This is a genomic window from Aeromicrobium sp. 10G20-16 (assembly GCF_055809665.1).
In genome coordinates, this window is sequence record NZ_CM147919.1 from 1,321,221 (window position 1) to 1,347,133 (window position 25,913).

General features: G+C 71.4%; 20 protein-coding genes. 6 read left to right on the top strand and 14 right to left on the bottom strand.

From position 1 onward, the window contains the following. Positions 1 to 88 precede the first annotated feature (88 nt). Positions 89 to 493: a hypothetical protein gene (locus AC0L5F_RS06640; RefSeq protein WP_473315834.1), complete on the bottom strand. Its 405-nt coding sequence runs from the start codon at positions 491 to 493 to the stop codon at positions 89 to 91. 130 nt (positions 494 to 623) lie between these two features. Between AC0L5F_RS06640 and AC0L5F_RS06645 the strand changes: the two genes are divergently transcribed. Further along, positions 624 to 1,103 (top strand): hypothetical protein, encoded by a 480-nt coding sequence (locus AC0L5F_RS06645; protein WP_473315835.1) that lies wholly within the window; start codon positions 624 to 626, stop codon positions 1,101 to 1,103. An 8-nt stretch (positions 1,104 to 1,111) separates the two neighbouring features. Here AC0L5F_RS06645 and recD read toward each other — a convergent pair whose 3' ends face one another. Genes recD through recC form a run of 3 tightly spaced genes read right to left on the bottom strand, consistent with a single transcriptional unit; the run spans position 1,112 to position 9,506 of the window. Then, entirely contained in the window at positions 1,112 to 2,881 is a 1,770-nt protein-coding gene (recD, locus tag AC0L5F_RS06650; protein WP_473315836.1) for an exodeoxyribonuclease V subunit alpha, read from the bottom strand. Further along, the gene (locus AC0L5F_RS06655) at positions 2,878 to 6,213 is read right to left on the bottom strand and encodes a UvrD-helicase domain-containing protein (protein ID WP_473316160.1); all 3,336 of its coding nucleotides are present in this window, start codon (positions 6,211 to 6,213) and stop codon (positions 2,878 to 2,880) included. The genes recD and AC0L5F_RS06655 overlap by 4 nt, the downstream gene beginning before the upstream one ends. Then, positions 6,213 to 9,506, bottom strand: a complete 3,294-nt coding sequence (recC, locus tag AC0L5F_RS06660; RefSeq protein ID WP_473315837.1) for an exodeoxyribonuclease V subunit gamma — start codon at positions 9,504 to 9,506, stop codon at positions 6,213 to 6,215. Before recC ends, AC0L5F_RS06655 begins: the two co-directional genes overlap by 1 nt. A gap of 130 nt (positions 9,507 to 9,636) precedes the next feature. Here recC and AC0L5F_RS06665 point away from each other — a divergent pair, with 130 nt between their 5' ends. Beyond that, complete coding sequence (locus AC0L5F_RS06665; protein ID WP_473315838.1) at positions 9,637 to 10,626, top strand: malate dehydrogenase; 990 nt, start codon at positions 9,637 to 9,639, stop codon at positions 10,624 to 10,626. Between the two features lie 222 nt (positions 10,627 to 10,848). Here AC0L5F_RS06665 and AC0L5F_RS06670 read toward each other — a convergent pair whose 3' ends face one another. Next, the gene (locus AC0L5F_RS06670; RefSeq protein WP_473315839.1) at positions 10,849 to 11,124 is read right to left on the bottom strand and encodes a DUF3017 domain-containing protein; all 276 of its coding nucleotides are present in this window, start codon (positions 11,122 to 11,124) and stop codon (positions 10,849 to 10,851) included. Between the two features lie 16 nt (positions 11,125 to 11,140). Continuing rightward, complete coding sequence (locus tag AC0L5F_RS06675) at positions 11,141 to 11,989, bottom strand: bifunctional methylenetetrahydrofolate dehydrogenase/methenyltetrahydrofolate cyclohydrolase (RefSeq protein WP_473315840.1); 849 nt, start codon at positions 11,987 to 11,989, stop codon at positions 11,141 to 11,143. Between the two features lie 37 nt (positions 11,990 to 12,026). Here AC0L5F_RS06675 and AC0L5F_RS06680 point away from each other — a divergent pair, with 37 nt between their 5' ends. Continuing rightward, positions 12,027 to 12,581, top strand: a complete 555-nt coding sequence (locus AC0L5F_RS06680; RefSeq protein WP_473315841.1) for a YbaK/EbsC family protein — start codon at positions 12,027 to 12,029, stop codon at positions 12,579 to 12,581. A 29-nt stretch (positions 12,582 to 12,610) separates the two neighbouring features. Continuing rightward, positions 12,611 to 13,771 carry an NAD(P)/FAD-dependent oxidoreductase gene (locus AC0L5F_RS06685; protein ID WP_473315842.1) on the top strand — a complete coding sequence of 387 codons (1,161 nt, stop codon included), beginning with the start codon at positions 12,611 to 12,613 and terminating at the stop codon, positions 13,769 to 13,771. Between the two features lie 10 nt (positions 13,772 to 13,781). On the opposite strand, the gene AC0L5F_RS06690 is transcribed toward AC0L5F_RS06685, so the two are convergent. The 4 genes from AC0L5F_RS06690 to AC0L5F_RS06705 form a co-directional block, all read right to left on the bottom strand. After that, positions 13,782 to 14,684, bottom strand: a complete 903-nt coding sequence (locus AC0L5F_RS06690; protein ID WP_473315843.1) for a DMT family transporter — start codon at positions 14,682 to 14,684, stop codon at positions 13,782 to 13,784. A 62-nt stretch (positions 14,685 to 14,746) separates the two neighbouring features. After that, the gene (purH, locus tag AC0L5F_RS06695) at positions 14,747 to 16,327 is read right to left on the bottom strand and encodes a bifunctional phosphoribosylaminoimidazolecarboxamide formyltransferase/IMP cyclohydrolase (protein ID WP_473315844.1); all 1,581 of its coding nucleotides are present in this window, start codon (positions 16,325 to 16,327) and stop codon (positions 14,747 to 14,749) included. Beyond that, entirely contained in the window at positions 16,324 to 16,953 is a 630-nt protein-coding gene (purN, locus tag AC0L5F_RS06700) for a phosphoribosylglycinamide formyltransferase (RefSeq protein ID WP_473315845.1), read from the bottom strand. Before purN ends, purH begins: the two co-directional genes overlap by 4 nt. Continuing rightward, complete coding sequence (locus AC0L5F_RS06705) at positions 16,856 to 18,070, bottom strand: cell division protein PerM (RefSeq protein WP_473315846.1); 1,215 nt, start codon at positions 18,068 to 18,070, stop codon at positions 16,856 to 16,858. The genes purN and AC0L5F_RS06705 overlap by 98 nt, the downstream gene beginning before the upstream one ends. Positions 18,071 to 18,138: 68 nt before the next feature. Between AC0L5F_RS06705 and AC0L5F_RS06710 the strand changes: the two genes are divergently transcribed. Beyond that, a complete protein-coding gene (locus AC0L5F_RS06710; RefSeq protein WP_473315847.1) occupies positions 18,139 to 19,959 on the top strand; it encodes a SigE family RNA polymerase sigma factor in 1,821 nt (606 codons plus the stop codon). 53 nt (positions 19,960 to 20,012) lie between these two features. Here the strand turns inward: AC0L5F_RS06710 and sucD are convergent, their stop codons facing one another. From sucD to AC0L5F_RS06725, 3 genes are all read right to left on the bottom strand, one after another. After that, the gene (gene sucD, locus AC0L5F_RS06715; protein WP_473315848.1) at positions 20,013 to 20,909 is read right to left on the bottom strand and encodes a succinate--CoA ligase subunit alpha; all 897 of its coding nucleotides are present in this window, start codon (positions 20,907 to 20,909) and stop codon (positions 20,013 to 20,015) included. A 10-nt stretch (positions 20,910 to 20,919) separates the two neighbouring features. Further along, positions 20,920 to 22,080, bottom strand: coding sequence for an ADP-forming succinate--CoA ligase subunit beta (gene sucC / locus AC0L5F_RS06720; RefSeq protein ID WP_473315849.1), 1,161 nt, complete (start codon positions 22,078 to 22,080; stop codon positions 20,920 to 20,922). A 111-nt stretch (positions 22,081 to 22,191) separates the two neighbouring features. Then, positions 22,192 to 22,455: a hypothetical protein gene (locus AC0L5F_RS06725; RefSeq protein ID WP_473315850.1), complete on the bottom strand. Its 264-nt coding sequence runs from the start codon at positions 22,453 to 22,455 to the stop codon at positions 22,192 to 22,194. 317 nt (positions 22,456 to 22,772) lie between these two features. On the opposite strand from AC0L5F_RS06725, the gene AC0L5F_RS06730 reads away from it, so the two are divergent. Continuing rightward, complete coding sequence (locus AC0L5F_RS06730) at positions 22,773 to 23,450, top strand: M23 family metallopeptidase (protein WP_473315851.1); 678 nt, start codon at positions 22,773 to 22,775, stop codon at positions 23,448 to 23,450. Between the two features lie 99 nt (positions 23,451 to 23,549). Here the strand turns inward: AC0L5F_RS06730 and pcrA are convergent, their stop codons facing one another. Continuing rightward, positions 23,550 to 25,886, bottom strand: a complete 2,337-nt coding sequence (gene pcrA, locus AC0L5F_RS06735) for a DNA helicase PcrA (RefSeq protein WP_473315852.1) — start codon at positions 25,884 to 25,886, stop codon at positions 23,550 to 23,552. Positions 25,887 to 25,913 lie beyond the last annotated feature (27 nt).

The window sequence follows — 25,913 nt, forward strand, 5'->3', positions numbered from 1 at the left end:
CTGCCGATCGCAGGGTGACGTCAGCCGTGCTCAGCCCTCAGCCGTGGTCAGCCCTCAGCCGTGGTCGGCCCTCAGCTGTAGTCGGCCCTCAGCTGTACTCGGCACAGTCGACGGTGCTGCCCGGGTACTTCATCGACAGGGTCTCGATCTCGCCGGGCGCGATCGAGTCCAGGACCGTCCGCGTGATCTCGCACTGACCCTGCGCGGTGTCGGTCGGGACGGTCGAACCGTCCGGCTGCGCGTCGTCGTCGAACGTGAAGGCGATGTCGGTGCCGTTCAGCTCGTAACCGTTCGCGCCGATCTGCTTGACGACCTGGTCGGCCGCGATCCCCAGGGTCCCCGAGGCCGATCCGGAGGTGCCGCCGGTCGACTCGTCCGCGACGGCGCTGTCCGCGCCCCCGACGTCCGCCGCCGGTGAGTCGTCGCCGCCGCAGGCCGACAGGACGAGGACGGTGGTGGCGATGGCCGTGACGGCGAGGGCGCGCAGCTTCATGGGGTCTCCTGGTGAGTGGGTGGTCCGAGCCTGCCCGAGTGGTCGCCGGATCGAGATGAGTAGGAATTACTCACGCCACGCGCCTGCGCCGAGTGGTTGTCTGGACGTCCCCGACCAAAGGACTCCCGTCATGATCGTTCCCACTCGCGTCCTCGCGGGCGTCGCTCTGTGCTTCTCGCTCACCGCCTGCGGTGGAGGTGTCGAGGACATTCCCGGTCTGACCCCGGACGGGGTCTCGGTCGACACCTCGAAGAACGGTGACATCTCGATCGAGTCCGACCAGGGCTCCGCCACGGGCGGCATCGGCAAGCTGCCCGACGGATTCCCGACCGATGAGGTACCCCTCGTCGAGGGCGACGTACAGTCCGGCTTCGCGATGGAGAACGCCGCCGAGAAGGGATTCTCGGTGGTGATCATGGTCGACGAGCCGGATCACGATGCCGCCGTGGCCCTCCTGACGGCGAAGGGATTCAGCACCGACGGCAGCTTCAGCGGTGGTGGCACCGAGACCACGCAAATGACGTCGCCGAAGTGGAACGTCCTGGTCTCCACGTCGTCGGTCGACGACTCGGCGACCACGTCGTACACCGTCGCCCAGCGCGTGGAGTAGACCCGCGGTCACCCGGCCTGCAGCCGCGCCGCGAGCCCTGAGGCGCGGACGGCCTGGTGGGCCACGGCGGCCCGCACCGACTCCTCGGTGCCGAGGATGCGCACGTGCTGCTGGGCCCGGGTCACGGCCGTGTAGAACAGCTCGCGGGTGAGCAGCGCGGACTCGTCGGGCGGCATGACCACCGTGACGACGTCGGCCTGCGAGCCCTGCGCCTTGTGCACCGTGGTGGCGTGCATGGTCTCGGTGTCGGGCAGGCGCGTGGTGGCCAGTCGGCGGGGTTCCCCAGCGGCCGCGAGGGCGACCTCGAGACGGCCGTCGGGTCGCCGCACCGTGACGCCGACGTCGCCGTTCCAGACCTGGAGCGTCTGGTTGTTGGCCGTGACCAGCACCGGTCGCCCCGGGTACCACTCGGTGTAGTGCGTGGCCCCGGTCGTCTCGGCGAGCCCCTGCTCGATGCGCGCGTTCCAGCCCCGAACCCCGAAGCGTCCCTCGCGGTGGGCGCAGAGCAGGCGGTGTCCGTCGAGCCCTGCGATCGCGGCCTCGGCGTCGCCGGCCTCGGCCGCCCGCCACAGCCCGGCGGCGCGCTGCACGACGTCGGCCACCACCGCGTCGATGGCGGACTCGTCGGTGGGGTCGATCAGCTGGACCGCCGGGTCGTCGCCGGTGAGCACGTCCAATGCCGCGTCGGCATCGCCCATCCGCAGCGCGTCGGCCAGCTGCCCGATGGCGCCGCCGAACCGGTGCACGGTACGGAGCCGGGCCACCGGCTGGGCGGGGTGGTGGGCGAGCCCGTCGACCACGTCCGCGAGCACGGCGCCGGCCTCGATCGAGGCGAGCTGGTCGGCGTCCCCCACCAGCACCAGGCGCGCGTCCGGACGGACCGCCTCGAGCAGCCGGGCCATCTGGGTCAGTGCGACCATCGAGGTCTCGTCGATGACGACGATGTCGTGCGGGAGCCGTTGGTGGCGATCGTGCCGGAACCGCGTGCGGACCAGGCCGGGCAACGCCCCCAGGAGGCGGTGCAGGGTCGACGCCTGCAACCCGGCCAGCCGGGCCCGGTCGACGTCGGGAAGCGTGGCGGCCTGCTCGGCCACCGCCTCGGACAGTCGCGCGGCCGCCTTGGCCGTGGGGGCGCACAACGCGATGCGCGGTGGCCTGCCGTGCCGGTGCTCGTGCTGCTCGGCGGCGATCGTCAGCAGTCGGGCCACGGTGGTGGTCTTGCCGGTGCCGGGACCCCCGGTGAGCACCGTGGTGCTGCGGCCCACGGCCGACTCGACCACGGCCCTCTGCTCGGCGAAGCCGTCGTCGGCGAGCACCCGGTCCAGCGCCGCGTCGAGCAGCGCGGTGTCGACCGGCACCGGTGCAGCGTCGAGGCGGGCCAGGAGGTCGTCGCACACCTGTCGTTCCTCACGCCAGTAGCGGTCGAGGTAGACCAGCGAACCCTCGATGCGCAGCGCCTGCTGCTCGACCAACGGGCTGGACGCGAGATCGGTCAGCCAGGACCCGGCGTCGGGCCACGCCAGCACGACCCCCTCGCCGAGGTCCTCGACCGGCAGCTCGCAGACGGTGGCGAGATCGACGCACACCGAGCCGTGCCGTGCTGCGCGCACCACGAGCGCGGCGGCGAGCAGGACGTGCTCACGCGACTCGTGGAGCAGCGCGCCGAGGCGCAGCGCCACGTGGACGTCAGCGGCCGACAGCACGTCGGCGACGTTGAAGTCGCGCAGGAGCCCGGTGCCCTCGATGGCGATCCGCCGGTCGGCGAGGTCCTCGATCATGCGACGTCCTCCCTCGACCCGAGTCCGGCCAGCACGTCGGACAGCTCCACGACCATGGCGGCGGGCGGGCGCCACGTGAACACGCCACAGGTCATGCCGTCGACGACGGGGGTCTCGGGCCCGCACATGCCGCGCACGTAGTGGTACTGCACCCCACCGAGGTGGGCGGCGGGGTCGTAGTCGGGCAACCGCCACCGCAGGAAGCGATGGAGCACCACGGAGTACAACATCGCCTGCAGTGGGTAGTGCGAGTGCATCATCGAGTCGGCCATGTGCTGGGGGGTGTAGTCGGCCGCCGTGAGCGGACGGTCGGGGCTGCCCAGCCGGTTGGTCTTGTAGTCGACCACCACGTAGCGGTGCGTGTCGCCGTGCGGCACCCGCAGCACGACGTCGATGGAGCCACTGAGGTAGCCACGCAGCTCCTGCGCTCCGAGTGGGCCGTCGGCCAGCACACCCGCGTAGGGCATCAGGCGGTCGTCGTCGGCGAGATGCCGGCGCAGGACGTCGGCCAGCTGAGCCAGGACCACGTGCACGGTCGCGTGGTCGGGCGAATCGCCACCCACCAGCGGGAACTCGAAGTCGAGCTCACGCAGCCGGTCGGAGAGCCCGATCTGGCGGAGGGTGAGATCGGCGGCCACCGGACCGAGCGGAGTGTCGTGCAGCGGCAGCAGGCCCGCTGCGACGTCGTCGACCGTGGCCGGCACCGGCCACCACCGCAGCTGCTCGGCCACGACCGACCGCAGCTCGGCGCCCAGGTCGTCAGCGTGCGGATCGGCGTGCTCGAGCACCGCGTGCACCAAGGAGCCGAAGCCGGCTCCGGCGGGCAGGTCCGCCATCGGCGAGATCGGCGCGTCCACCGCGGGCGCGGTGGCGACGGGAAGCAGCTCGGCGTCGTCCTCGGTCTGCTCCTCGTCGTCGGTGCCGGCCACCTCGGGCTCGGAGACGGGGCCGACCGCCACGCCCTCGGCCGCGCGCAGCAGCCCCGTGTAGGAGGTGCGCCGCCAGACGGTGTCGAGAGTGCGGTCCAGGACGCGCACGGTGAGCGGCGCCTGCGACGGCGGGGGCGGCGCGACCTCGTGGTGCTGGTGCATGGCCGACTCGACCACCAGGGCACCGGCCTGCTGCCACACCGACAGCTGGGTCCGGGCGTCGGCGACCGACGGCACCTGCGCCAGCTGGGCCGGCACCTCGGCCTGGTCGAGACCACGTCCCAGCACCAGACGGCTCAGCCCGCCGTGGACCGAGTCCTTGGACGGACCCCACCACGCCACCACCTGGGACTGCGCTCGGGTAAGCGCGACGTAGGTGAGGCGCAGGTCCTCGCCGGCGTCCTCGGCCCGTGAGCACCGCACGGCAGCGGGGTCGAGCGGCTGACCGATCTCCAGCATGCGATCGCCCATGACGTGGTGGCGCAGGGCGTGCTCGTCCCGCACGTCGCGGACGTTGCGGTTGAACGAGTGCGGCAGGTACACGACCGGGTACTGCAGGCCCTTGCTGGAGTGGATCGTGACGATCTGCACCGCCGCTGCGTCGGTGTCGAGGCGACGCTGGCGCGTGTCGCCCGCCTGCCTCCGCTCGGCCAGTCGTCGCTCGTCGCGCAACCACGCCAGCAGGGCCGGCAGTCCGAGCCGGCGACGCAGGGCCACCTCGTGCAGGAGCTCGCCGACGTGCTCCAGGTCGGTCAGCAGCCGCTCGCCCCCGGGCTGGCCGAGCACCCGGGCGGCCAGGCCCTGGCCGAACAGCGCCTCGCGCACCGCCGCGACCCCGCGGGCGCGGAACAGGTCGAGGAGGTCGCGCACCTGCTCGGAGAGGTCGTCGGTCAGTGCATCGCCCCCGGCGTCGAGCTCGGCAGGAGTGCGACCGAAGAGGCTGGTCAGCGCCACCGACCGCACCCGGTCGGGCGCCTGACGTTCGAGCGCCTCGAGCAGCCGCAGCCACTGGTCGGCGGCGGCGCTGATCAGGACGCTGCGCCGGTCGGCGACCACCGAGGCGATGCCGCGCTCGGCCAGCGCCAGCCGGATCGGCTCGGCGTCCCACAACGACCGCATGAGGACCGCGACGTCCCCTGCCGCCACCGGCCGGGGACCGTCGCCGTCGTCGAAGGTGGCACCGGAGTCGAGCAGTCGGGCGACGTCGTCGGCGAGGTCGACCGCGATGTGGTCGCGCAGCCTGCCGATCGAGGGCAGGGCGTCGTCCTCGACGTCGAGGTCGACCACCCGGACGCGGATCGGGGCCGAGACCGGGGCCCCCGCGAGACGACTGTCGGGACGCTCGGCCCGGATCGGCTGGACCGCGATGGCCGGGTCGCCCAGCTGCGCGCCACGGGTGAGCACCTGCAAGGCGTCGACCAAGGGGCCGTCCGACCGGTAGTTGGTGCCGAGGGTGCGCCGGTCGGTGGCGGCGTGGACGGCGGCGAGGTAGGCCTCGATGTCGCCGCCACGGAACGCGTAGATGGCCTGCTTGGGATCGCCGATCAGCACCAGCGTGGCGGCGCCGTCGAACGCACGCTGCAGCACCTGCCACTGCACGGGGTCGGTGTCCTGGAACTCGTCGACGAGCACCACCGACCACCGCGCGAGCATGCGCTGACGGGCCGGCGAGTCGGGAGCGTCCAGGGCGACCGCGAGGTGGCTGAGGAGGTCGTCGAACGACACGACGCCGCGATCGCGCTTGCGACGGTCCATCTCGCTGCGGACCTCGCGGGCGAAGTGCACACGGTGCTCCGACGCCGAGCCGAGCTCGGGGTCGGTGGGCGTGAGGTCCGTGTGCTGGTCGCCGACGACCTCGCGCGCCAGCGACAACGCGTCGGCGTGGGAGAACGGAGCGGCATCGAGGCCTCCGTACCGGCGCAGGTAGACGTCGTCGACGACCTCGACCACGAGGTCGTCGAGGTCCTCGACCAACGTGACCGCGGCGTCGGTGTCCCCGGCGACGCCCAGCGAGCGCAGCACGGCCTGGCAGAACTGGTGGGTGGTGGCGATGGTGGCGGCGTCGAAGGAGGCCAGCGCGTCGCGGACACGGCGCCGCCGCTCCGCGACGGTGTCGTCGTCGGCGTCGGCGAGGTGACCCACGAGCCCGCCCTCGGCGCGGGCCGCGGCGGGGTCGGACAGTGCAGCAGCGACCTCCACCAGCTGGTCGCGGACGCGCTCGCGCAGCTCGCGGGTGGCGGCTCGGCCGAAGGTGACGATCAGCATCTGGTCGAGACCGCACACGCCCTCGGCCACGTAGCGGGCCGCGAGGGCGCCGACGGTGTGGGTCTTGCCCGTGCCGGCGCTGGCCTCGAGCACCGTGGTGCCCGTGGGCAGTGGACCGAGCAGGTCGAAGGTCTCCATCACGCGAACGCCTCCCGATCCAGGATCGGTCGCCACAACCGCGCCGCCAGCACGTCGATGGTGTGGGACGAGGCTCCGGCGGCGCGCAGAACGGCGAAGTCGGCGTCGTCGCCCCACACGTCGGGGTGCAGGTCCTTGGCGTTCTCGCCCGGGAAGCGGAACCCGCCCTGCCACTCCTTGCGGGCGCCGAACCGCCCGTGCTCGCCGGACTTGGCCAGGGCGAACCCGGTCTTGAGCGGCAGCCGCAACGGCCGGGTCATGCCGAGGTCGTACAGGGCGACGAGGTCGCGCAGCAGCCGACGGGCCTCGTCGGGCTCGACGGGTGCGAACACCACCGCTCGGGCGCCGCCGCTCCAGCGGGCGATGGTGCCGGCCCGCCACGGGGTGCCCGGCCGCGCTGCCGTGAGCGCCAGCAGGGGCAGCCACGCGTCGAGCCGATGCCGCGCTCCCAGCGAGGAGTAGCTGACTCCCACGACCCGGTCGCCGTGCAGGTTGGTGACGGTTCCGCGCAGGCGGCGACCGGCGCCGAGATCGACGTCGACGTCGCTCGAGGAGCGTTCGAGTCCGCCGCGGACGTCCTGAGCCTTCTCGACGATCGGCTCGGCCTTGGCCGCGATGGCCTTGGCCCGGTCCCAGCCGAGCCGACCCGGCGGCAGTGCCCCGCGACGCCACTCCAGCTGCAGCGCCTGATCCGGTGACATGCCCCGCAGCCGGTCGTCGAGCAGGCGTTGGCCCACCGCCCACTCGGCGAGCCCGTCGAGCGTGACCGGAATGGCGTCGAGGATCTCGTCGTCGGCGTCGAACACGTTGACGCCGAGGCGTCGGCGCGAGAACTCCTTGACCGGCGCGCGCAGGAAGGCACCCAGCTCGGCGAGGTCGACGTCGGCGGGCGGCGCGGGATCGAGCACGAGGTCGCGCAGGCGGGGCGGCTCGGTGCGGGGCTCCCGCGCCGCGACGGCCGCCGCGCGTGAGGCCGTGTCGAAGGAGAACGGCGCTCCGTCCGCACCGAAGTTGGCCTCGTCGAAGGGCTGCAGGCGGTGACGCACGACCACCGACTCCCGGGCGCCGGCCGTGGTCGTGTCGAGGGCGTCGAGCAGCTCGCCGAGCGGGACAGCGGGCGGCTTGGAGCGGCCGGTGATCTCGTCGGCCCCGGAGTAGGTGATGATCAGGTGCTCCGTGGCAGCCATGACGGCGTCGAGCAGCAGCTGGCGGTCCTCGCTGCGCGCGTCGCGCTCGCCGGTGAGCGGACTGCGCGCGAGCACGTCGTCGCCGTCGAGCGATCCCGCCCGCGGGAACACCCCGTCGTCCAGGCCCAGGAGGCACACCACCCGGTGCGGCACCGAGCGCATGGGCACCATGGTGCAGATGGTGATCGACCCGGTGCGGAAGTTGGCGCGCGTGGGACGCCCGGACAACCGCTCGGACATCAGGGCACGGACGTCGGACAATCGCAGCTGCAGCCCGTCGGCCGTCCCGGCATCGGCCGACCCCAGCGCCGCGAGCTCGGACTCGGCCTGGTGAGCCTGCCACTCGTCGCCCCAGCCCACCGACGTCAGCAGGTCGAGACCGTCGTGCAGCGCGTCGACCCAGTGCTGCACCGGGTGGGTCCCGGTGAGGCGGTCGGTGACGGCGCGCAGGCGGGCGACCATCTCGGCGAGCCGGCCCGCACGGTCGATGTCGGAGGATCCGACGTCGTCGTACGGCAGCGCCGTGTCGAAGAAGCGTTCGGCGTCGGCCGAGACCGCCACTCCGGTGAGCAGGCGATCGAGTCCGAACTGCCAGGTGTTCTGCGGGTAGCCGGCGAGCCCGAAGACGGCTCGGTGGGAACCGTCGAAGGCCCAGCGGACGCCGGTGTCGTCGACCCAGCGCCCCAGCGACGCGAGGTCGTCGTCGGTGAGACCGAATCGTCGGCGCACCGGCTCGGAGCCGGCCAGGTCGAGCACGGCACTGGCCTCCGCGCGGCCGCCGGCCAGGTCGAGCAGGCGCCCCACCACCGCCAGGAGCGGGTTGGTCTGGACCAGCGACCGATCCGCCAGCCGCACCTGCAGCTGCTGGCCGGGGTGCCACTGGCCGGACTCGGCGAAGCCGCCGAGTCCGAACGCGGCTTCGATCAGCGGAGCGTAGGACTCGATGTCGGGGCACATGACCACGATGTCGCGTGGCTGCAGCGTGGGGTCGTCGGCCAGCAGTCCGAGCAGCGCCTCGCGCAGCACCTCGACCTGACGGGCAGGACCGTGGCAGGCGTGCACCTGGACGCTGCGGTCGCCGGGCGCAGGCTCACGAGGTCGCGCGGGCACCGAGTCGGTGCGAAGGTCGTGCTGCAGGTGGCCGAGCAGCGTGTCGCGCGCCGGCGCGGGCGCGTCGAGCGTCACCGAGGTGGCGGCCACCTGTCCGAGCGTGCGCTGCAGCTCGCGCAGGTCGCGCCCCAGCGACGCGTTGAGCGGGTGGCCCGCTGCCAGGTGGGAGTCGTCGAGCCGGCGACGCACGGGGCCGCCGGAGGTGGGCTCCACGAGGGCGTTCCAGAGCGAGTCCGAGGGATGGGGAAGCCAGAGGTCAACCTGACGGTGCTCGGCCAGGGCGTCGAGCAGCTCGATCTCGGTGACCGGGATGCGCGTGTGCCCGAACAGCGAGACGCGAGCCGGCAGCGACGAGGTGGCCGGGTCGTCGCGCAGCGCCTCGACGACGCGACGGTGACGCTGCACCGGCGACGGATCGGCGACCTGCTCGACCAGGCGCCGCCACAGCTCGGCCTGCCAGGCAAGATCGTCGTCGAGCCGCCCGCCTGCACCGTCGGTGTCCCGTCCGGCCTCCCACTCGGCGAGGAGGGACGGGCGCTGCGTGGCGTAGGCGGCGAACAGCCGGGCCAGCCGGTGGGCGACCGAGTACCGACGGCCGGCACGCAGGTCGGGGTCGCTGCCCGGGACGTGGACGGACTCGTGTCCGAGGTGTCGGGTCAGCGCCGGGCACCACGGCTGCCCGAGACTGGCGTCGATCACCTCGAGCAGCGGCCACACCAGGGCGTCGGGCGCCCAGACGTCGTGGGTGTCGCTGCCCACGATCTCGGCGACGATGGAGCGAGGGGCGCGGAACTCGACGCCCGCACAGACCCCGTCGCCACCGGAGCGGGCGCCCAGCACGTGCGACAGCCGCTGGCTGACCCAGCGCTCGACGCCCCGAGCCGGCACGATGACCAGCTCGGCGGCGAACGGGTCCGCGGAGGGCGTGCGCAGCACGTCGGCCAGCGCGTCGACCAGCAGGTCGGCTCTGGGCGCACGGTGCAGGCGCAGGGGCATCGGCACTCCTCTCCGTCGCGAAGCCTAGGTGACGACTCGGACACCGCGTCGGACTCACGCACCCCCATGGGGGAAGGCACCGCGGCTGCGCTACTTTCGAGACGAACCCCCGTCTAAGGAGCACATCGTCGTGACCACTCCCGTCAAGGTCGCCGTCACCGGCGCCGCCGGCCAGATCGGCTACAGCCTTCTCTTCCGCATCGCCAGCGGAGCACTGCTCGGCCCGGACACCCCCGTGCAGCTGCGTCTGCTCGAGATCACCCCGGCGCTCAAGGCCCTCGAGGGCGTCGTCATGGAGCTCGACGACTGCGCCTTCTCGACCCTGCACTCGATCGAGATCGGCGACGACGCCAACACCATCTTCGACGGCGCCAACCTCGCGCTGCTGGTCGGCGCCCGTCCCCGCACCAAGGGCATGGAGCGCGGCGACCTCCTGGAGGCGAACGGAGCCATCTTCACCGCCCAGGGCAAGGCGCTGAACGACCACGCCGCCGACGACATCCGCATCGGCGTGACCGGCAACCCGGCCAACACCAACGCCCTCATCGCGCAGAGCAACGCCCCGGACATCCCGGCCGAGCGGTTCAGCGCCCTCACCCGCCTCGACCACAACCGCGCCCTGTCGCAGCTGGCCGCCAAGACCGGCTCGACCGTCGCCGACATCAAGAAGATGACCATCTGGGGCAACCACTCGGCCACCCAGTACCCGGACGTCTTCCACGCCGAGATCGGCGGCCGGAACGCTGCCGAGGTCGTCGACGACCAGCAGTGGATCGAGAACGACTTCATCCCGACCGTCGCCAAGCGCGGCGCCGCGATCATCGAGGCGCGCGGCGCGTCGTCGGCCGCCTCGGCCGCGTCGGCCACCATCGACGCCGCCCGTGACTGGCTGCACGGCACGCCCGAGGGCGACTGGGCCTCCATGGCCGTGCGTTCCGACGGCTCGTACGGCATCCCGGAGGGCCTGATCTACTCCTACCCCGTCACCACCAAGAACGGTGACTGGGAGATCGTCCAGGGCCTCGACATCGACGAGTTCAGCCGCGCTCGCATGGACGCCACCGCTGCCGAGCTCATCGAGGAGCGCGACGCCGTCACCGAGCTGGGCCTGATCTCCTGATCATCCGCTGACGAGTCACGTAAGGCGGGTGACGAGTCACGGAGGACGGGTGACGAGTCACGTGCGTACCGCATCGCGGCTGACGTAGGTGACTCGTCACCCTTTTTTCGTGACTCGTCAGCGGTTCTCGGTGACTCGTCAGCGGCTCTCGGTGACTCGTCAGCGGCTCTCCGTGACTCGTCAGCGGCTCTCCGTGACTCGTCAGCGGCTCTCCGTGACTCGTCAGCGAGGGGGCTGGTCGGGGATGACGATGGCCAGGACGATCAGGGCGGCCCCGAGCAGGGTCATCCACGCCATGTCGAACAACGCTCCCCGCACGCGGAGCATGCCGATGTGCTCCGGGGACACGATGGAACGGGCGACGGCCCCGACGATGAACGTGACCCCGACCAGGAAGACGCCGGCTCGCCACAGGTCGGCAGCGATCAAGCCCATCCCGACCGCCACGCCGAGCAGCAGCACCAGGTAGAACTGCGACCCGCGACTGCGCGGCAGCATCAGCCTCACGCTCGGGTCACGCCTGCTCGGCTGCGTCGACGACGTTGGCGAGCAGCATCGCGCGCGTCATCGGTCCGACGCCACCGGGGTTGGGGGCGACCCAGCCGGCCACGTCCATGACCGACGGGTGCAGGTCGCCGACGATCTTGCCGTCACCGTCGCGGCTGACGCCGACGTCGAGCAGCGCCGCGCCGGGCTTGACCATGTCGCCGGTGATGATGCCGGGAACGCCGGCGGCGGCGATGACGATGTCGGCACGGGCGACCTCCGCGGCGAGGTCCTGCGTGCCGGTGTGGCACAGGGTCACCGTGGCGTTCTCGCTGCGGCGCGTGAGCAGCAGGCCCATCGGGCGTCCGACCGTGATGCCGCGCCCGACCACCACGGCGTGCTGGCCCGCGATCTCGACGTCGTGGCGCCGCAGCAGCTCGATGATGCCGCGTGGCGTGCACGGCAGCGGGGCGGGCTTGCCGAGCACCAGCCAGCCGAGGTTGGTCGGGTGCAGGCCGTCGGCGTCCTTGGCCGGGTCGATCCGTCCGATGATCGCGTTCTCGTCGATCCCCTTCGGCAGCGGCAGCTGGACGATGTACAGGCCGCACGCCGGGTCGGCGTTCAGCTGGTCGACCGCTGCCTCGACCTCGGCCTGCGTGGCCGTGGCCGGCAGGTCGATGCGGATCGACTCGATGCCGATCTCGGCGCAGTCCTTGTGCTTGGCGCCCACGTACCAGTGGCTGCCGGGGTCGTCCCCGACGAGGATGGTGCCGAGGCCCGGCACGATGCCGCGCTCACGCAGGGCGGCGACCCGAACCTTCAGCTCGGACTTGATCGAGGCGGCGACGGCCTTGCCGTCGAGGATCTTCGCTGGCACGTCCCGAGTCTCCCACGTCGCTGCCTACACTCGGCCCATGGTCTCGCGCGTCACCCTCGGAACCCTGTCGTTCGAGCCCGTCGACCTCGACCTGCTGGCAGAACCCACCGCGCGGATGGTGGCCGAGCGACCCGAGCTGGCGGCCGTGGCCGGCACCGTCGCCATCGACCCCGGCCTGGCCGACACGGCCGACCTCACCGAGGAGTTCGACCTGCCGCTGGAGGTCTCGGCCAACTGCGTCGTGGTCCGCGGACGGCGCGCGGGCGAGGAACGCGTCGCGGCCTGCGTCGTGCTGGCGCACACGCGCGCCGACGTCAACCACCTGGTCAAGCGCACCCTCGACGTGAGCAAGCTGTCGTTCGCCCCGCAGGACTGGACCGTCGAGGCCGCCGGCATGGAGCACGGCGGCATCACCCCGGTCGGGCTCCCCGCCGACTGGCGGCTGCTGGTCGACCGCGCCGTCGTCGAGCAGCCGTGGGTCGTCGTGGGCAGCGGGCTGCGGCGCTCGAAGCTGGCCCTGCCCGGTGCCGTGCTCGCGGACCTGCCGGGGGCTGCGGTGCTCGACGGCCTCGGAGTGCCCGTCGACGTGTGAACCACACACCCGCCGGGTACACAGGAGACATGCGCCACGACGACGACTACCTGATCATCGGTGCGGGCATGACCGCCCACGCCGCAGCCGCCGGCATCCGGGAGGTCGACCCGGACGGCACCATCGGCATCGTCGGTGACGAACCCGACGGCCCGGTGCGCCGCCCTGCGTTGTCCAAGGACCTGTGGACCGACGACGACGCGTCCCTGACCGACAGCATGCTCGACACCGCCGGCGACTCCGGCGCGGTGGTCCACCTGGACCAGACCATCACCGAGCTCGACCCGGAGGCGAAGGTCGCGACCTCCGCGAGCGGCGACACGTTCGGCTACGGCCGCGTGCTCATCGCCACCGGCGGGCATCCGCGCCACCTCGACGGACTCGATCCGTCCGAGCACGTCATCTACTACCGGACCGTGGCGGACTACCGCCGACTGCGTGAGGCAGCCCAGCCCGGATCGAGCGTCGTCGTGGTGGGAGGTGGCTACATCGGCTCCGAGATCGCGGCCGCGCTCGCCCAGAACGACGTCTCCGTGACCATGGTGTTCCCCGAGGACCACCCGGGCGGCGGGCGCTTCCCCGCGTCGATCGCGCAGACGATCACTGCTCGTTACCTCGACGCCGGCGTCGACCTGAAGCCCGGCCTCGGCGTCAGCGGTGGCACGGACTCCGAGGAGGGTGTGCGGCTCGAGCTCGACGACGGCTCCACCCTCGACGCCGACCTCGTGGTCGTGGGCCTCGGCATCGAGCCGTCGGCCACCTTCGCCGACGCCGCCGGTCTCCAGCTCGCCGACGACGGCAGCATCATCGTCGACGACCACCTGCGCACGAACATCACCGACGTGCTGGCCGCCGGGGACGTCGCCTGCTATCTCGACCCTCGGCTCGGACGCCGACGCGTCGAGCACGAGGACAACGCGAACACGATGGGCAGGGCCGCCGGTCGCGCCCTGGGCGGCGCCGACGAGGCCTACGACCACACCCCGATGTTCTACTCCGACCTGTTCGACCTCGGCTACGAGGCGGTCGGACGCATGGACGCCTCCCTGGAGACCGTCGAACGTCCGCAGGACGACGGTACGATCGTGTACTACCTCGACGACGGGCGGGTGGTCGGCGTGCTGCTGTGGAACGTGTGGGACGCCGTCGACGACGCGCTGGAGGTGCTCGCCTCCGGCGAGCTGCCGTGATCTGGACCGATCAGACCGGCGGCGTCTCGAGGGGCGCGACCGGCTCACGCTGACCCAGCGCCAACCAGATCACCGCGCCGATCACCATGGCACCTCCGGCCAACTGCCAGCCCCCGAACGACTCCCCGAGCAGGGCGACGGCCAGCACGACCGTGACCACGGGTTCGACCGTCGCGATCACCGAGGTGGGCGTCGCGCCGAGTCGACTCAACCCCGCGAAGAACGTCAAGATGGCGACCACGGTGCCCACGAGAGCGATGGCCACGATGGACAGCCACGAGCGCGTGGTGGTCGGGAACGCCGACCCGTGCCCGGAGACGAGCAGCCCGAGCACGACCAGTCCGGTCACGACGGCAGCCGACCCGCACACCAGGGTCGAGACCACGATCGGGTCGAGGCCGCGCGTGACCACCGAACCCACGACGATGTACACCGAGTAGATGACCGCGGCCGACACGCCCAGCACGATGCCCAGGGGCCGGCCCGATCCGCCGCCCACCACCAGCGCCGTGCCGGCGACCGACAGCACCAGTGCCAGCGCCGTGACCAGCGTCAGTCGCTCGCGCAGGAAGACCACGGCCAGCACCGCGACGAAGGCCGGGAACAGGTACAGCAGCAGTGCGACGAGGCTGGCGTCGGCGTGCTCGAGCGCCACGAAGTAGCAGGTCGCCTGCCCCACGTAGCCGATTCCGCCCATCGCCAGGACCGCACGGAGCGACGACAGCCTCGGCATGGCGATCCCGCGGCGCTGCACGACCAGCCCCAGCACCACCGCGGCCAGCAGGAAGCGCAGGAACACCAGCGCCATCGTGCCGGTGCCGTCGTCCTGCGCCCACCGGCCGAACAGGGCCATCGAGCCGAAGGCGGTCGACGAGATCAGCACCAGCAGCGCGCCCACGAGCCGGTCCGACATCACGCGTCCCTCCCGCCGGGACCGGGTTCCGGATGCGGTTGGCCACCCATCGCCGGGTCGCCTCAGTGGAAGAAGTGACGGGTGCCGGTGACGTACATCGTGACGCCGGCGGCGTCGGCGGCGGCGATCGTCTCGTCGTCGCGCACCGACCCGCCGGGCTGCACGATGGCCTTCACGCCGGCGTCGATGAGGATCTGCGGGCCGTCGGCGAACGGGAAGAACGCGTCCGACGCCGCGACGGCACCCCTGGCCCGCTCGGCACCGGCACGCTCGACCGCCAGCTTGCAGGAGTCGACCCGGTTAACCTGGCCCATGCCGACGCCGACGGACGCACCGTCCTTGGCCAGCAGGATCGCGTTGGACTTCACCGCCCGGCACGCCGTCCACGCGAAGGCGAGGTCGGCCAGGGTGGACTCGTCGGCCGGCTCGCCGGCCGCCAGGGTCCAGGTGGACGGGTCGTCGCCGCCCTCGTCCTGCACCGCGTCGACGTGGTCGACGCGCTGCACGAGCACTCCGCCACTGATCCCGCGGAACTCGATCGGGTCAGGGTGTTCGTCGGAGGGGACGCGCAGGATCCGGATGTTCTTCTTGCCCTGCAGCACCTCGACCGCGCCCGGCTCGTAGTCGGGCGCCACGATGACCTCGGTGAAGACCTCGGCGACCTGCTCGGCCATCGCCACCGAGACGGGCCGGTTGGCCGCGATGACCCCTCCGAATGCCGAGACCGGATCACAGGCGTGGGCGCGGGCGTGCGCCTCGGCGACGTCGTCGCCGACCGCGATGCCGCACGGGTTGGCGTGCTTGATGATCGCCACGGCCGGCCGCTCGAAGTCGTGCGCGGCACGGCGGGCTGCATCGGTGTCGACGTAGTTGTTGTAGCTCATCTCCTTGCCGTGCAGCTGTTCGGCGGCCGCCAGGCCCCCTCGCCAGTGGCGGTACAGCGCCGCCTGCTGGTGCGGGTTCTCGCCGTACCGCAGGACGGCCGACTTCTCCCACGTGGCACCGGTGAAGTCCGGCCACCCGTCCTCGCTCGGCGCGTAGGCGCTCGCAAACCACGACGCCACCGCCACGTCGTACGCCGCCGTGTGGGCGAACGCCTCGCCGGCGAGGCGCTTGCGCTGCTCCATCGTGAAGCCGCCGGCCGCGATGGCGTCGCGCACCGCGTCGTACCTCTGGGGCGAGACGACGACGGACACGCTGGGGTGGTTCTTGGCCGCCGCCCGCACCATCGACGGACCGCCGATGTCGATCTGCTCGACGCACTCGTCGGGCGTCGCGCCGGACTGGACGGTCTCACGGAACGGGTAGAGGTTGACGATCACCAGGTCGAACGGCTCGATCTCGAGGTCCGCCAGCTGTCGCTGGTGGTCGTCGAGACGCAGATCGGCCAGGATGCCCGCGTGCACGCGCGGGTGCAGCGTCTTGACGCGCCCGTCCAGGCACTCGGGGAAGCCGGTCAGCTCCTCCACCGGAGTGACCGGCACGCCGGCGGCCTCGATGGTCCTGGCGGTCGATCCGGTCGACACGATCGAGACACCCGCCGCGTGCAGGTCGCGGGCGAGGTCCTCCAGACCGCTCTTGTCGTAGACCGAGACGAGGGCTCGCTTGATCGGGCGCGTGCCCGGGGCGTCGTGGGATGTCATTGCTCTCCGAACGTGATGGTGCGATCTGTGATGGTGAAGTCCTCGCGCGCCATGCGGCCGACCCAGTCGACCAGCATCTGACGCTCGCTGACCTTGATGCGCTCGTGCAACGTGCTCTCGTCGTCGTCGGGCAGCACCGGCACGGCGACCTGCGCGACGATCGGTCCGGTGTCGACGCCCTCGTCGACCACGAACAAGGTGGCCCCGGTGACCTTGACGCCGTACGCCAGTGCGTCGCGCGGACCGTGCATGCCGGGGAAGGCCGGGGACAACGCCGGGTGGGTGTTGACGGTGCGCCCGCCGAAGAGCGCCAGGAACGCGGGGCCGGTGAGCTTCATGAACCCGGCGAGCACCACCAGGTCGGGGGCGTGCTCGGCGACCCGGTCGGCCAGCGCGACGTCCCAGGCGGCCCGGTCGGGGAAGTCCGCGACGGGCAGCACGAAGGTCTCGACGCCGTGGCGCTCGGCCCGTGCGAGGCCCTCGATGTCAGGACGGTCCGCCCCGACCGCGACGATCTCGGCCCCGTAGTCAGGGTCGTTCGTCGCGTCGATCAGGGCCTGCAGGTTCGTGCCGCTGCCCGAGACGAGGACGACGAGTCTCGCCTGTTCCTGCCGACTCGTGGACACGAAGGCCACGATAGTGCGCAAGGACGGCCCCGATGGCACCGCCCATGGCCATCACGGGCACGGCCACCAGCAGCGGCGTGAGTGCCGGCGGACCTGCCTGCGCCATCCGTCCGGGCCCGATGGCACCGCCGGACGCGCCGACCAGCACACCCAGCATGAATCCGCCGGCCGCACCGGCGGCGATTCCCACCACCACGCGCGCAACGATGCCCTCGCGCTGACCCACGTCGGCACGCCAGCCCGCGACCATGCCGGCGACCAGCGGAACCAGGCCGAGCAGGAACACCCAGCCGGGGAAGGTCCCCGGCGACGGCAGCGCCGCCAGCACGGGGAACCCGGGCACGGCGCCCAGCTGCGACCCGGTGAGGTCGACCGAGGTGTCGGTGCCGACGGCGAACCCGGGCCCGATCAGGGCCGAGGCCACCCAGAGGACGAGGGTGGGCATCGCCAGCAGGCACCCGACGGCCAGGACCAGCCCTCCGGCGACACCGGGGTCGACCAGCGCCCAGAGGTCACCGGCCCGATCGAGGTGGACCAGCAGCAGCACGACGACCACCGCGGTGGCAGCGCCCAGCACGGTGGCGACGCCCCACAGCCCGGAGCGCACCGCACGCCGCACGTCGTCGCTGACGGTGAACCACAGGGCCGCGCCTCCACCCTGGCGGCGGACCGCACCGACCGCGGCACCGATTCCGCCGACGACGAAGGCGGCGGCGGCAGCGCGCACCGGTGAGACGTTCGTGCCACCGGCACCTGCCACGGACGCCACCAGGGCGCCGACCACGCCGTGCACGCCGGCGGTCGAGATGACGAAGGCGGGCAGGTCGTCGACCGGGTCCGGCAACGACCACCGCACCACGACGGCCACGACCCCCACCGCGAGCGCGGTGGCGCCCACCGGCACGAGGGTGATGCTGACGCCGTCTGCTGTGACGCCGGATCCCATGACGGCGAGCCACACCTGCGCCGCGATTCTCGCGATCGCGCCCACCGCCAGGTCGCCGGTGCCTCGGGCCAGCGCGACCACGACCGCGGCGAGCACCATCGAGGCCGCAGCGGCGAGCGTGCCGGCCAGGAACGCAGCCCGGAGGTACGGGGTCTCGGAGGGAGCGGTCATTGGTTCATCCTCCCCTGTATCGTGACGATGCCGCACAGAGGCACGCCGAGCGCCGAAGGGAGGCTGCGATGTCACGCGTCGACGAGTTCGACAGCTTCTTCAGATCGACCTTTGCCGACGCCGTCGCTGCCACCTACGCGCTGTGCGGCGACCGCCAGGTCGCCCTGGAGGCCACCACCGACGCGTACCGGCGTACCTGGCGTGACTGGGCCAAGGTGCGCGATCGCAACCCGCTCGGCCACGTCCGCACCGAGGCCTGGCGTGCCATCGCGTTGAGCCGCAGCACCCACCCACTCCGTCGTCGTCACGAGGACGACTCCGACGTCGCCCTCCTCGAGGCCCTCGGCGACCTCGACGGCGATGAACGCCGCCTCATCGTCCTGATGACCCTGGGTCGCGCCGACCTGGAGGACGCGTCCCTCGAGGTCGGCCTGCCGGCCGAGGACGGCATCGAGCAGGTCACCAACGGGTTGTCGTCGCTGGAGCGAGTGCTGGGCCAGCAGATCGGCGAGATCGAGTCCCGCATGCACGGGCTCGCCCGCGCCACCAGCGCGCTGGACCTGCCCGAGCCCGGCACCGTGCGGGCAGCCGCCCGGCGCGGTCGCCAGCGCAACACCGTCCTGCTGGTCGCCGCGGCGATCGTCGGCGTGATCGCCGCGGGCCTGGTCACCACCGACGACGACGCCCTCGCCATGCAGAGCGCCCTGCCGTCGCGCGAGAAGATCGGCGCCGAGGGCGCCGACCTCGTGCTGGACGCCCGCAAGATCGACAACGGCGACCTGCTGGCGCCCGCCCAGGTCCAACGGCTCAACCCCGGCGCCTCCTGGGACATCGAGGCCACCGACGACGACGCCTCCAACACCACCCCGTACGCCACGTGCCCCACCGAACGATTCGCCGATCCGGACCCGTTGCGGGTCTTCGTCCGCACGTTCACGGGATCGCGAACCAGCCACGAACGCGTCGCCCAGTCCATCGAGGTCTCCAGCAGCGTGGATCGGGCCAAGAAGGCCTCGCAGAAGCTCATCCGGTCCTTCGCCGACTGCGAGCACCCCCGCGTGCAGCTGGTCGCTGCCTACGCCGTCCAGCGGCCCTTCGGCGACTTCACCATCTTGCGGCTGGCCTCGAACCGGTCGCCCGTGCGCACCTTCACGGTCGGTTTCAGCCAGTCCGGCAGCGTCACCAGCACGCTCGTGCACGAGGTCGACGGCACCACCGGCCCCGATCTCGAGGACTTCGCCCGCACCCTGAACGACTCGGTGGCCAAGGTCTGCAAGGACAGCGGTGGACGGTGCACCGACGACATCACGTTGACGCGTGCAGACCCGCCGCGCACCACCGACGCCCCCGCGTTCCTCGGTGTCGTCGACCTCCCGCCGATCGCCGACGTCGACCGCGTCTGGGCCGCCACGGCGGCGGAGCCGGATCCCAACCCGGCAGCCACGGTCTGCGATCGCGCCGACTTCAGCGGGCCGTCGGTCACCTCGGCGTGGTCGAGGGTCTTCGTGCTGTACCAGGCACGAGAGCTTCCCCAGCAGTTCGGTCTCACCGAGACGGTCGGACGGTTCGAGGACGAGGCCGCAGCCAAGAAGTTCGTCGCGGCCTTCAAGAAGCGCATCGACTCGTGCCCCGACGACAATCTGGCGGCCAAGATCGACCAGACCGACACGATCACGAACGACCGCACCAGCGGCAACGTGTGGCGGGTCGGCCTCGAGGTCGACAAGGGCAGCCGCGTCTACTACCGCGTCGGCCTGGTGCGGCGTGGCGCCGACGTCGCGCAGGTGACCTTCACCCCGGCGGGCGACTACGACATGTCGTCCGATGTCTTCAAGGGCGTGACCACGCGCGCCGGAACCCGACTCAAGTACGTCGACCTGGAGAAGTAGACGCCCCCGACGCGAGCCGAGGCTGCGTCGAGGGCGTCGTGCCGACCCGAGGGTCAGAGGTTCTGCAGGATCTCCCGCATGAGGGCAGCGGTCTCGGACGGCGTCTTGCCGACCTTGACCCCGGCGGCCTCGAGGGCCTCCTTCTTGCCCTGCGCGGTGCCCGCGCCGTCGGAGACGATGGCGCCGGCGTGGCCCATGGTCTTGCCCTCGGGTGCGGTGAAGCCCGCCACGTAGCCGACGACCGGCTTGGTGACGTGCTCCTTGATGTAGGCGGCAGCCTTCTCCTCGGCGTCGCCACCGATCTCGCCGATCATCACGATCGCCTTGGTGTCGGGGTCGGCCTCGAACGCCTCGAGGGCGTCGATGTGCGTGGTGCCGATGATCGGGTCCCCGCCGATGCCGATGGCCGTGGTGAAGCCGAAGTCACGCAGCTCGAACATCATCTGGTAGGTCAGCGTGCCCGACTTGGACACCAGTCCGACCGGGCCGGAGCCGGAGATCGTGGCCGGCGTGATGCCGGCCAGCGCCTCTCCCGGCGTGATGATGCCGGGGCAGTTCGGTCCGATGAGACGCGTCTTCTTGCCCTGGGCGTAGGCCCAGAACTCTGCCGAGTCCTGCACCGGGACACCCTCGGTGATGATGACCGCGAGAGGGATCTCGGCGTCGATGGCCTCGACCACGGCGTCCTTGGTGAACGGCGGCGGCACGAAGAGCACCGACACGTTCGCGCCGGTCTTCTCCATGGCCTCGGCGACCGAGCCGAACACCGGCAGCTCGACGGCGTTGCCGTCGGCATCGGTGTGCGACACCGTGGTGCCGGCCTTGCGGGCGTTGACGCCACCGACCACCTGGGTGCCCGAGGCGAGCATGCGCGCCGTGTGCTTGGTGCCCTCACCGCCGGTGATGCCCTGGACGATGACCTTGGAGTCCTTGTTCAGAAAGATTGACATCTCAGCCCCTTCAGCCGTTCGCCAGCTCGGCGGCCTTGTCGGCCGCACCGTCCATGGTCTCCACCTGCGTGACCAGCGGGTGGTTGAGCTCGTCGAGGATCGCGCGGCCCTCGTCGACGTTGTTGCCGTCGAGGCGGACCACGAGCGGCTTGGTGGCGTTGTCGCCGAGCAGCTCGAGCGCACCCTTGATGCCGTTGGCGACCGCGTCACACGAGGTGATGCCGCCGAACACGTTCACGAACACGCTCTTGACCTGCTCGTCACCGAGGATGACGTCGAGGCCGTCGGCCATGACCTGCGCCGACGCTCCTCCACCGATGTCGAGGAAGTTGGCGGGCTTGACGTTGCCGTGCTTCTCGCCGGCGTAGGCGACGACGTCGAGGGTGCTCATGACGAGCCCGGCGCCGTTGCCGATGATGCCGACCTCGCCGTCGAGCTTGACGTAGTTGAGGCCCTTCTCCTTGGCCTTGGCCTCCAGCGGGTCAGCGGCGGCCTTGTCCTCGAACGCGGCGTGGTCCTCGTGGCGGAACTCGGCGTTCTCGTCCAGCGAGACCTTGCCGTCGAGCGCCTCGATCTTGTCGCCGGCCAGACGGGCGAGCGGGTTGACCTCGACGAGTGTCGCGTCCTCCTCCACGAAGGTCTTCCACAGCGCCAGCACGGTCTCGACGGCCTGCTCGGTCAGCTCCGCGGGGAAGCCGACCTCGGCGACGATCTCGCGCGCCTTGGCCTCGTCGACACCGGCGCCCGGGTCGATCGGGATCTGCTTGACGGCGTCGGGGTTGGTCTTCGCGACCTCCTCGATCTCGACACCGCCCTCGATGCTCGCGATGCACAGGTAGCTGCGGTTCGAGCGGTCGAGCAGGAAGGAGAAGTAGTACTCCTCCTCGATGGTCGCCGCCGGCGCGATCAGGACACGGTTGACCGTGAGTCCCTTGATCTGCATGCCGAGAATGGCCGACGCGTGCTCGAAGGCCTCGTCCGGGGTCTTCGCCAGCTTGACGCCGCCGGCCTTGCCGCGGCCTCCTGCCTTGACCTGGGCCTTGACGACACAGACGCCGAGCTGCTCGGCGGCGGTCCTGGCCTCTTCTGGCGTGTTGGCGACGATGCCCGGCGTGCCCGGCACCTCGTGCTTGGCGAAGAGCTCCTTCGCCTGGTACTCCATCAAATCCACGGTGAATCCGTCCCTTGGTCGTGACGATCGGCCCAGCAAATGAGCCTCATTGACTCTATCCACAGATCGGCGTGCGTGGGTGGTCGGGTGCGTCACACCGAGCTGGCGTGGTCACACCGGGTGCACCCGCACGTCGGACAGCCCCATCGCCGTCAGCATCGTCGCCAGCGCCTGGCGCCGTTCGTCACCTCCGTCGACGTACACGGCGCGGGCGTCCTCCGCCTCGACCGTGCGGGCCAGCTGGTCGACGGACTGGTCGCCGCCGACGTAGACCACCTCGCACGCCGACATGAGCAGCCCGCGCGCCCGGAGCCTGGCCGTGGCGTCGTCCCCGAACGACCCCACGACGACGCGCTGGGATCGCTCGTCGGTCATGCGATGCATGGTCGCACGCGACCGTCTGGACGACACGCCGCGGACCTTCGTGCGGTGCGCCACATGCCCATGGGACTTTAGTCCCGAGTTGGCGACAGCCCTCAGATAACACCCTGATTCGATTTCACGGGTGCCCAGGCCTCGGCTAGTCTCGAGTGGTTGCTCCCACACCACCACGGAGGTCCTGCGTGACGTCGTCTGCGCCCAAACGCCGACTTGACGCACGATCGTCGACCCCTGGTGCCACCGGCGGAGGCCGTCGAGCCGCGTCTCGTCGCCGCCGCTCCTCACGCCATCACCTGCGGCCCACGCCCGCCATGGTCGGCGCGGTCGTGCTGATCACCGCCGGGTTCTTGTCCACCGCCGTGGGCAACGCGACCGACACCGGAACCCTCGACGCCAGCAAGTACCAGACCATCTCGGAGTCCTACACCGGCGGCGACAGCGCCGCCGCTGCGGCCGGATCGGTCGACGTCAGCCGCGACTTCGATCGCGCCACCTTCACCCGGCAGCTGCAGGCCCAGAAGGACCAGCGCGAGAAGGCGCTCACCGACCTCGCCGCCAAGGTCGACCAGCAGAGCGCCGAGCTGAAGAAGAACCAGTGGGTGCTCCCGGTCACCGGCTACCACCTCACGGCACGTTTCGGCCAGGCCAGCGCCTTGTGGTCACGTCGCCACACCGGCCTCGACTTCGCCGGCCCGTCAGGCTCCACCATCGTCTCGGTGGCCGCCGGCACCGTGAAGTCCACGGGCTACGAGGGCGCGTACGGCAACCGCACCATCATCACCCTGCTCGACGGCACCGACGTCTGGTACTGCCACCAGAGCCGCATCGCGGTCTCCCCCGGCGACAAGGTCGACCCCGGCCAGGTCATCGGCTACACCGGCTCCACCGGCAACGTCACCGGACCGCACCTGCACCTGGAGGTTCACCCCGGCGGCGGCGGTCCGGTCGACCCCGAGCCCGCGCTCCGCGAGCACGGCGTCAACCCGTAACGCCGACGAGTCACGCAGGTTCGCCGACGAGTCACGCAGGTTCGCTGACGAGTCACGCAGGTTCGCCGACGAGTCACGCAGGTGCGTCGATGAGTCGCCTCAGAGCTTCTCGACCGGCGCGTAGCGCAGCAGCAGCCGCTTGACCCCATGGGTGCCGAAGTCGACCGACGCCTGGGCGCGGTCGCCCTCACCGTCGATGGCCACGACCGTGCCCAGCCCGAACGTGTCGTGGTTGACCCGGTCACCGGCGTCGAGCGACACGACGGCGCGGGTGCCCTTGGTGGACCGAGCCGCGACGTTGGAGGTGCGGAACGACGACCGAGCCGTGGCCGACGGCGTGCTGGGCGTCCATTGCGTGGGGGCCGACGCCACGCGCTTCCAGTCGACCAGGTCGACCGGGAGCTCGTCGAGGAACCGTGACGGCGGGTTGTAGCTGGGTGCGCCCCACGCTGAGCGTGTGGTGGCCCGCGTGACGTACAGGGCGGTGCGCGCTCGCGTGATGCCGACGTAGGCGAGGCGGCGTTCCTCCTCGAGCTCGACCGGGTCTCCCATCGAGCGCATGTGCGGGAACACGCCGTCCTCCAGACCGGTGAGGAACACGACCGGGAACTCCAGGCCCTTGGCCGTGTGCAGCGTCATCAGCGTGACCACGCCGTCGCCCTCGTCGGGGATCGAGTCGGCGTCGGCGACCAGTGCCACCTGCTCGAGGAACGCGGGCAACGACCCGGGAGCGAGGTCGGCCTCCTCCAGACCGGAACCGTCCTCGGAGTCCTCGAGGGTGGACGCATTGACCACGAACTCGCGGGCGACCGCGACCAGCTCGGCCAGGTTCTCCACGCGGGTCTCGTCCTGCGGATCGGTGCTGTCCTCCAACGTGGACAGGTAGCCGCTGCGCGTGAGGGCCGCCTCGAGCACGGCGTCGGCGGGCGCACCGCTGTCGGCCATGGCGATGAGGTCGGACATGAAGGCGGTGAAGGCCTCGATGGCGTTGAGGGACCGGGTGGCCAGGTCGGTCGCCTCGCGAGCCCGCGTGAGCGCCTCCCAGAAGCTGATGTCGTGCTGGGTGGCGAGGCGCTGGACGGCGGCCTCGGCCCGGTCGCCGATGCCGCGCTTGGGCTCGTTGAGGATGCGGCGGATCGAGACGGTGTCGCGCGGGTTGATCAGCACCCGCAGGTACGCCAGCGCGTCCTTGACCTCCTTGCGCTCGTAGAAGCGCACTCCGCCGACGACGCGGTACGGCAGTCCGACGCGGATGAACACCTCCTCGAACACCCGGCTCTGCGCGTTGGTGCGGTAGAAGATCGCGACGTCCTTGGCGGCGACGCCGGCCTCGTCGGACAGCCGGTCGATCTCGTCGGCGATGTACTGCGCCTCGTCGCGCTCGTCGTCTCCGACGTAGCCGATGATCGGATCGCCGTCGCCCTCTGCCGACCACAGCTTCTTGTCCTTGCGGCCCTCGTTGCGACTGATGACGGCGTTGGCGGCGGTGAGGATGGTCTGCGTGGAGCGGTAGTTCTGCTCGAGCAAGATGGTGGTGGCGTTGGGGAAGTCGTCCTCGAACTCGAGGATGTTGCGGATGCTGGCACCCCGGAACGCGTATATGGACTGGTCCGAGTCGCCGACGACCAGCAGGTCGGACTCGGGGTCGGTCAGCTCCTTGATGAGCTGGTACTGGGCGTGGTTGGTGTCCTGGTACTCGTCGACCAGCAGGTGACGGAAGCGGCGACGGTATCCCTCGGCGACGTCGGGCCAGCCCTGCAGGAGGTGGACGGTGTTCATGATCAGGTCGTCGAAGTCCATGGCGTTGGCCGCGCTGAGCCGCGCCTGGTACGTGGAGTAGACCTCGGCGTAGATCTCCTCGGTGGGGTTGGTGGCCCGGCTGGCGGCCGACTCGTGGTCGACGAGCTCGTTCTTGAGGTTGGAGATCCAGTTGAGCACCGCGCGGGGGTTGATGCGCTTGGGGTCGAGGTCCATGTCGCGGCACACCAGCGTCATCAGCCGGCGCTGGTCGGCAGCGTCGTAGATGGTGAACGACGAGGTGAAACCGAGCTTGTCGTGCTCGCGCCGCAGGATGCGCACGCAGGCGGAGTGGAACGTGGAGACCCACATGGCTCGCGCGGCCCCGCCGACGAGCTCGGCCACCCGCTCCCGCATCTCGGCAGCCGCCTTGTTCGTGAAGGTGATGGCCAGGATCGATCCCGGGTGGGCGCCCCTCGCCGCGATCAGCCAGGCGATGCGCCGGGTGAGCACCCGCGTCTTGCCCGATCCGGCGCCGGCGACGACGAGCAACGGTCCGCCCGGGTGCGACACGGCTTGGGCCTGCGCCTCGTTGAGGCCCTCGAGCAGCGTCTCGGACCGGGGACGGCGACGCTCGGTCGAGCGGGTCGAGGGGGGCCGCGCGGAGGCAGGCGGGGGCACGGGGAACGGCAACGTCATCTCGTTGCCCACCCTAGTTGTCGACGG

What these genes read in the sequence shown, in the direction of transcription:
- AC0L5F_RS06670 (WP_473315839.1), bottom strand. Translation starts at nt 11,124, where the DNA reads ATGCTGCCGCGCAGTCGCGGGTCGCAGTTCTACCTGGTGCTGCTGCTC.
- AC0L5F_RS06730 (WP_473315851.1), top strand. Translation starts at nt 22,773, where the DNA reads ATGGTCGGCGCGGTCGTGCTGATCACCGCCGGGTTCTTGTCCACCGCC.
- AC0L5F_RS06690 (WP_473315843.1), bottom strand. Translation starts at nt 14,684, where the DNA reads ATGTCGGACCGGCTCGTGGGCGCGCTGCTGGTGCTGATCTCGTCGACC.
- sucD (WP_473315848.1), bottom strand. Translation starts at nt 20,909, where the DNA reads ATGTCAATCTTTCTGAACAAGGACTCCAAGGTCATCGTCCAGGGCATC.
- AC0L5F_RS06655 (WP_473316160.1), bottom strand. Translation starts at nt 6,213, where the DNA reads ATGGAGACCTTCGACCTGCTCGGTCCACTGCCCACGGGCACCACGGTG.
- pcrA (WP_473315852.1), bottom strand. Translation starts at nt 25,886, where the DNA reads ATGACGTTGCCGTTCCCCGTGCCCCCGCCTGCCTCCGCGCGGCCCCCC.
- purH (WP_473315844.1), bottom strand. Translation starts at nt 16,327, where the DNA reads ATGACATCCCACGACGCCCCGGGCACGCGCCCGATCAAGCGAGCCCTC.
- AC0L5F_RS06725 (WP_473315850.1), bottom strand. Translation starts at nt 22,455, where the DNA reads ATGACCGACGAGCGATCCCAGCGCGTCGTCGTGGGGTCGTTCGGGGAC.
- AC0L5F_RS06645 (WP_473315835.1), top strand. Translation starts at nt 624, where the DNA reads ATGATCGTTCCCACTCGCGTCCTCGCGGGCGTCGCTCTGTGCTTCTCG.
- AC0L5F_RS06685 (WP_473315842.1), top strand. Translation starts at nt 12,611, where the DNA reads ATGCGCCACGACGACGACTACCTGATCATCGGTGCGGGCATGACCGCC.
- AC0L5F_RS06705 (WP_473315846.1), bottom strand. Translation starts at nt 18,070, where the DNA reads ATGACCGCTCCCTCCGAGACCCCGTACCTCCGGGCTGCGTTCCTGGCC.
- recD (WP_473315836.1), bottom strand. Translation starts at nt 2,881, where the DNA reads ATGATCGAGGACCTCGCCGACCGGCGGATCGCCATCGAGGGCACCGGG.
- AC0L5F_RS06640 (WP_473315834.1), bottom strand. Translation starts at nt 493, where the DNA reads ATGAAGCTGCGCGCCCTCGCCGTCACGGCCATCGCCACCACCGTCCTC.
- AC0L5F_RS06710 (WP_473315847.1), top strand. Translation starts at nt 18,139, where the DNA reads ATGTCACGCGTCGACGAGTTCGACAGCTTCTTCAGATCGACCTTTGCC.
- AC0L5F_RS06680 (WP_473315841.1), top strand. Translation starts at nt 12,027, where the DNA reads ATGGTCTCGCGCGTCACCCTCGGAACCCTGTCGTTCGAGCCCGTCGAC.
- recC (WP_473315837.1), bottom strand. Translation starts at nt 9,506, where the DNA reads ATGCCCCTGCGCCTGCACCGTGCGCCCAGAGCCGACCTGCTGGTCGAC.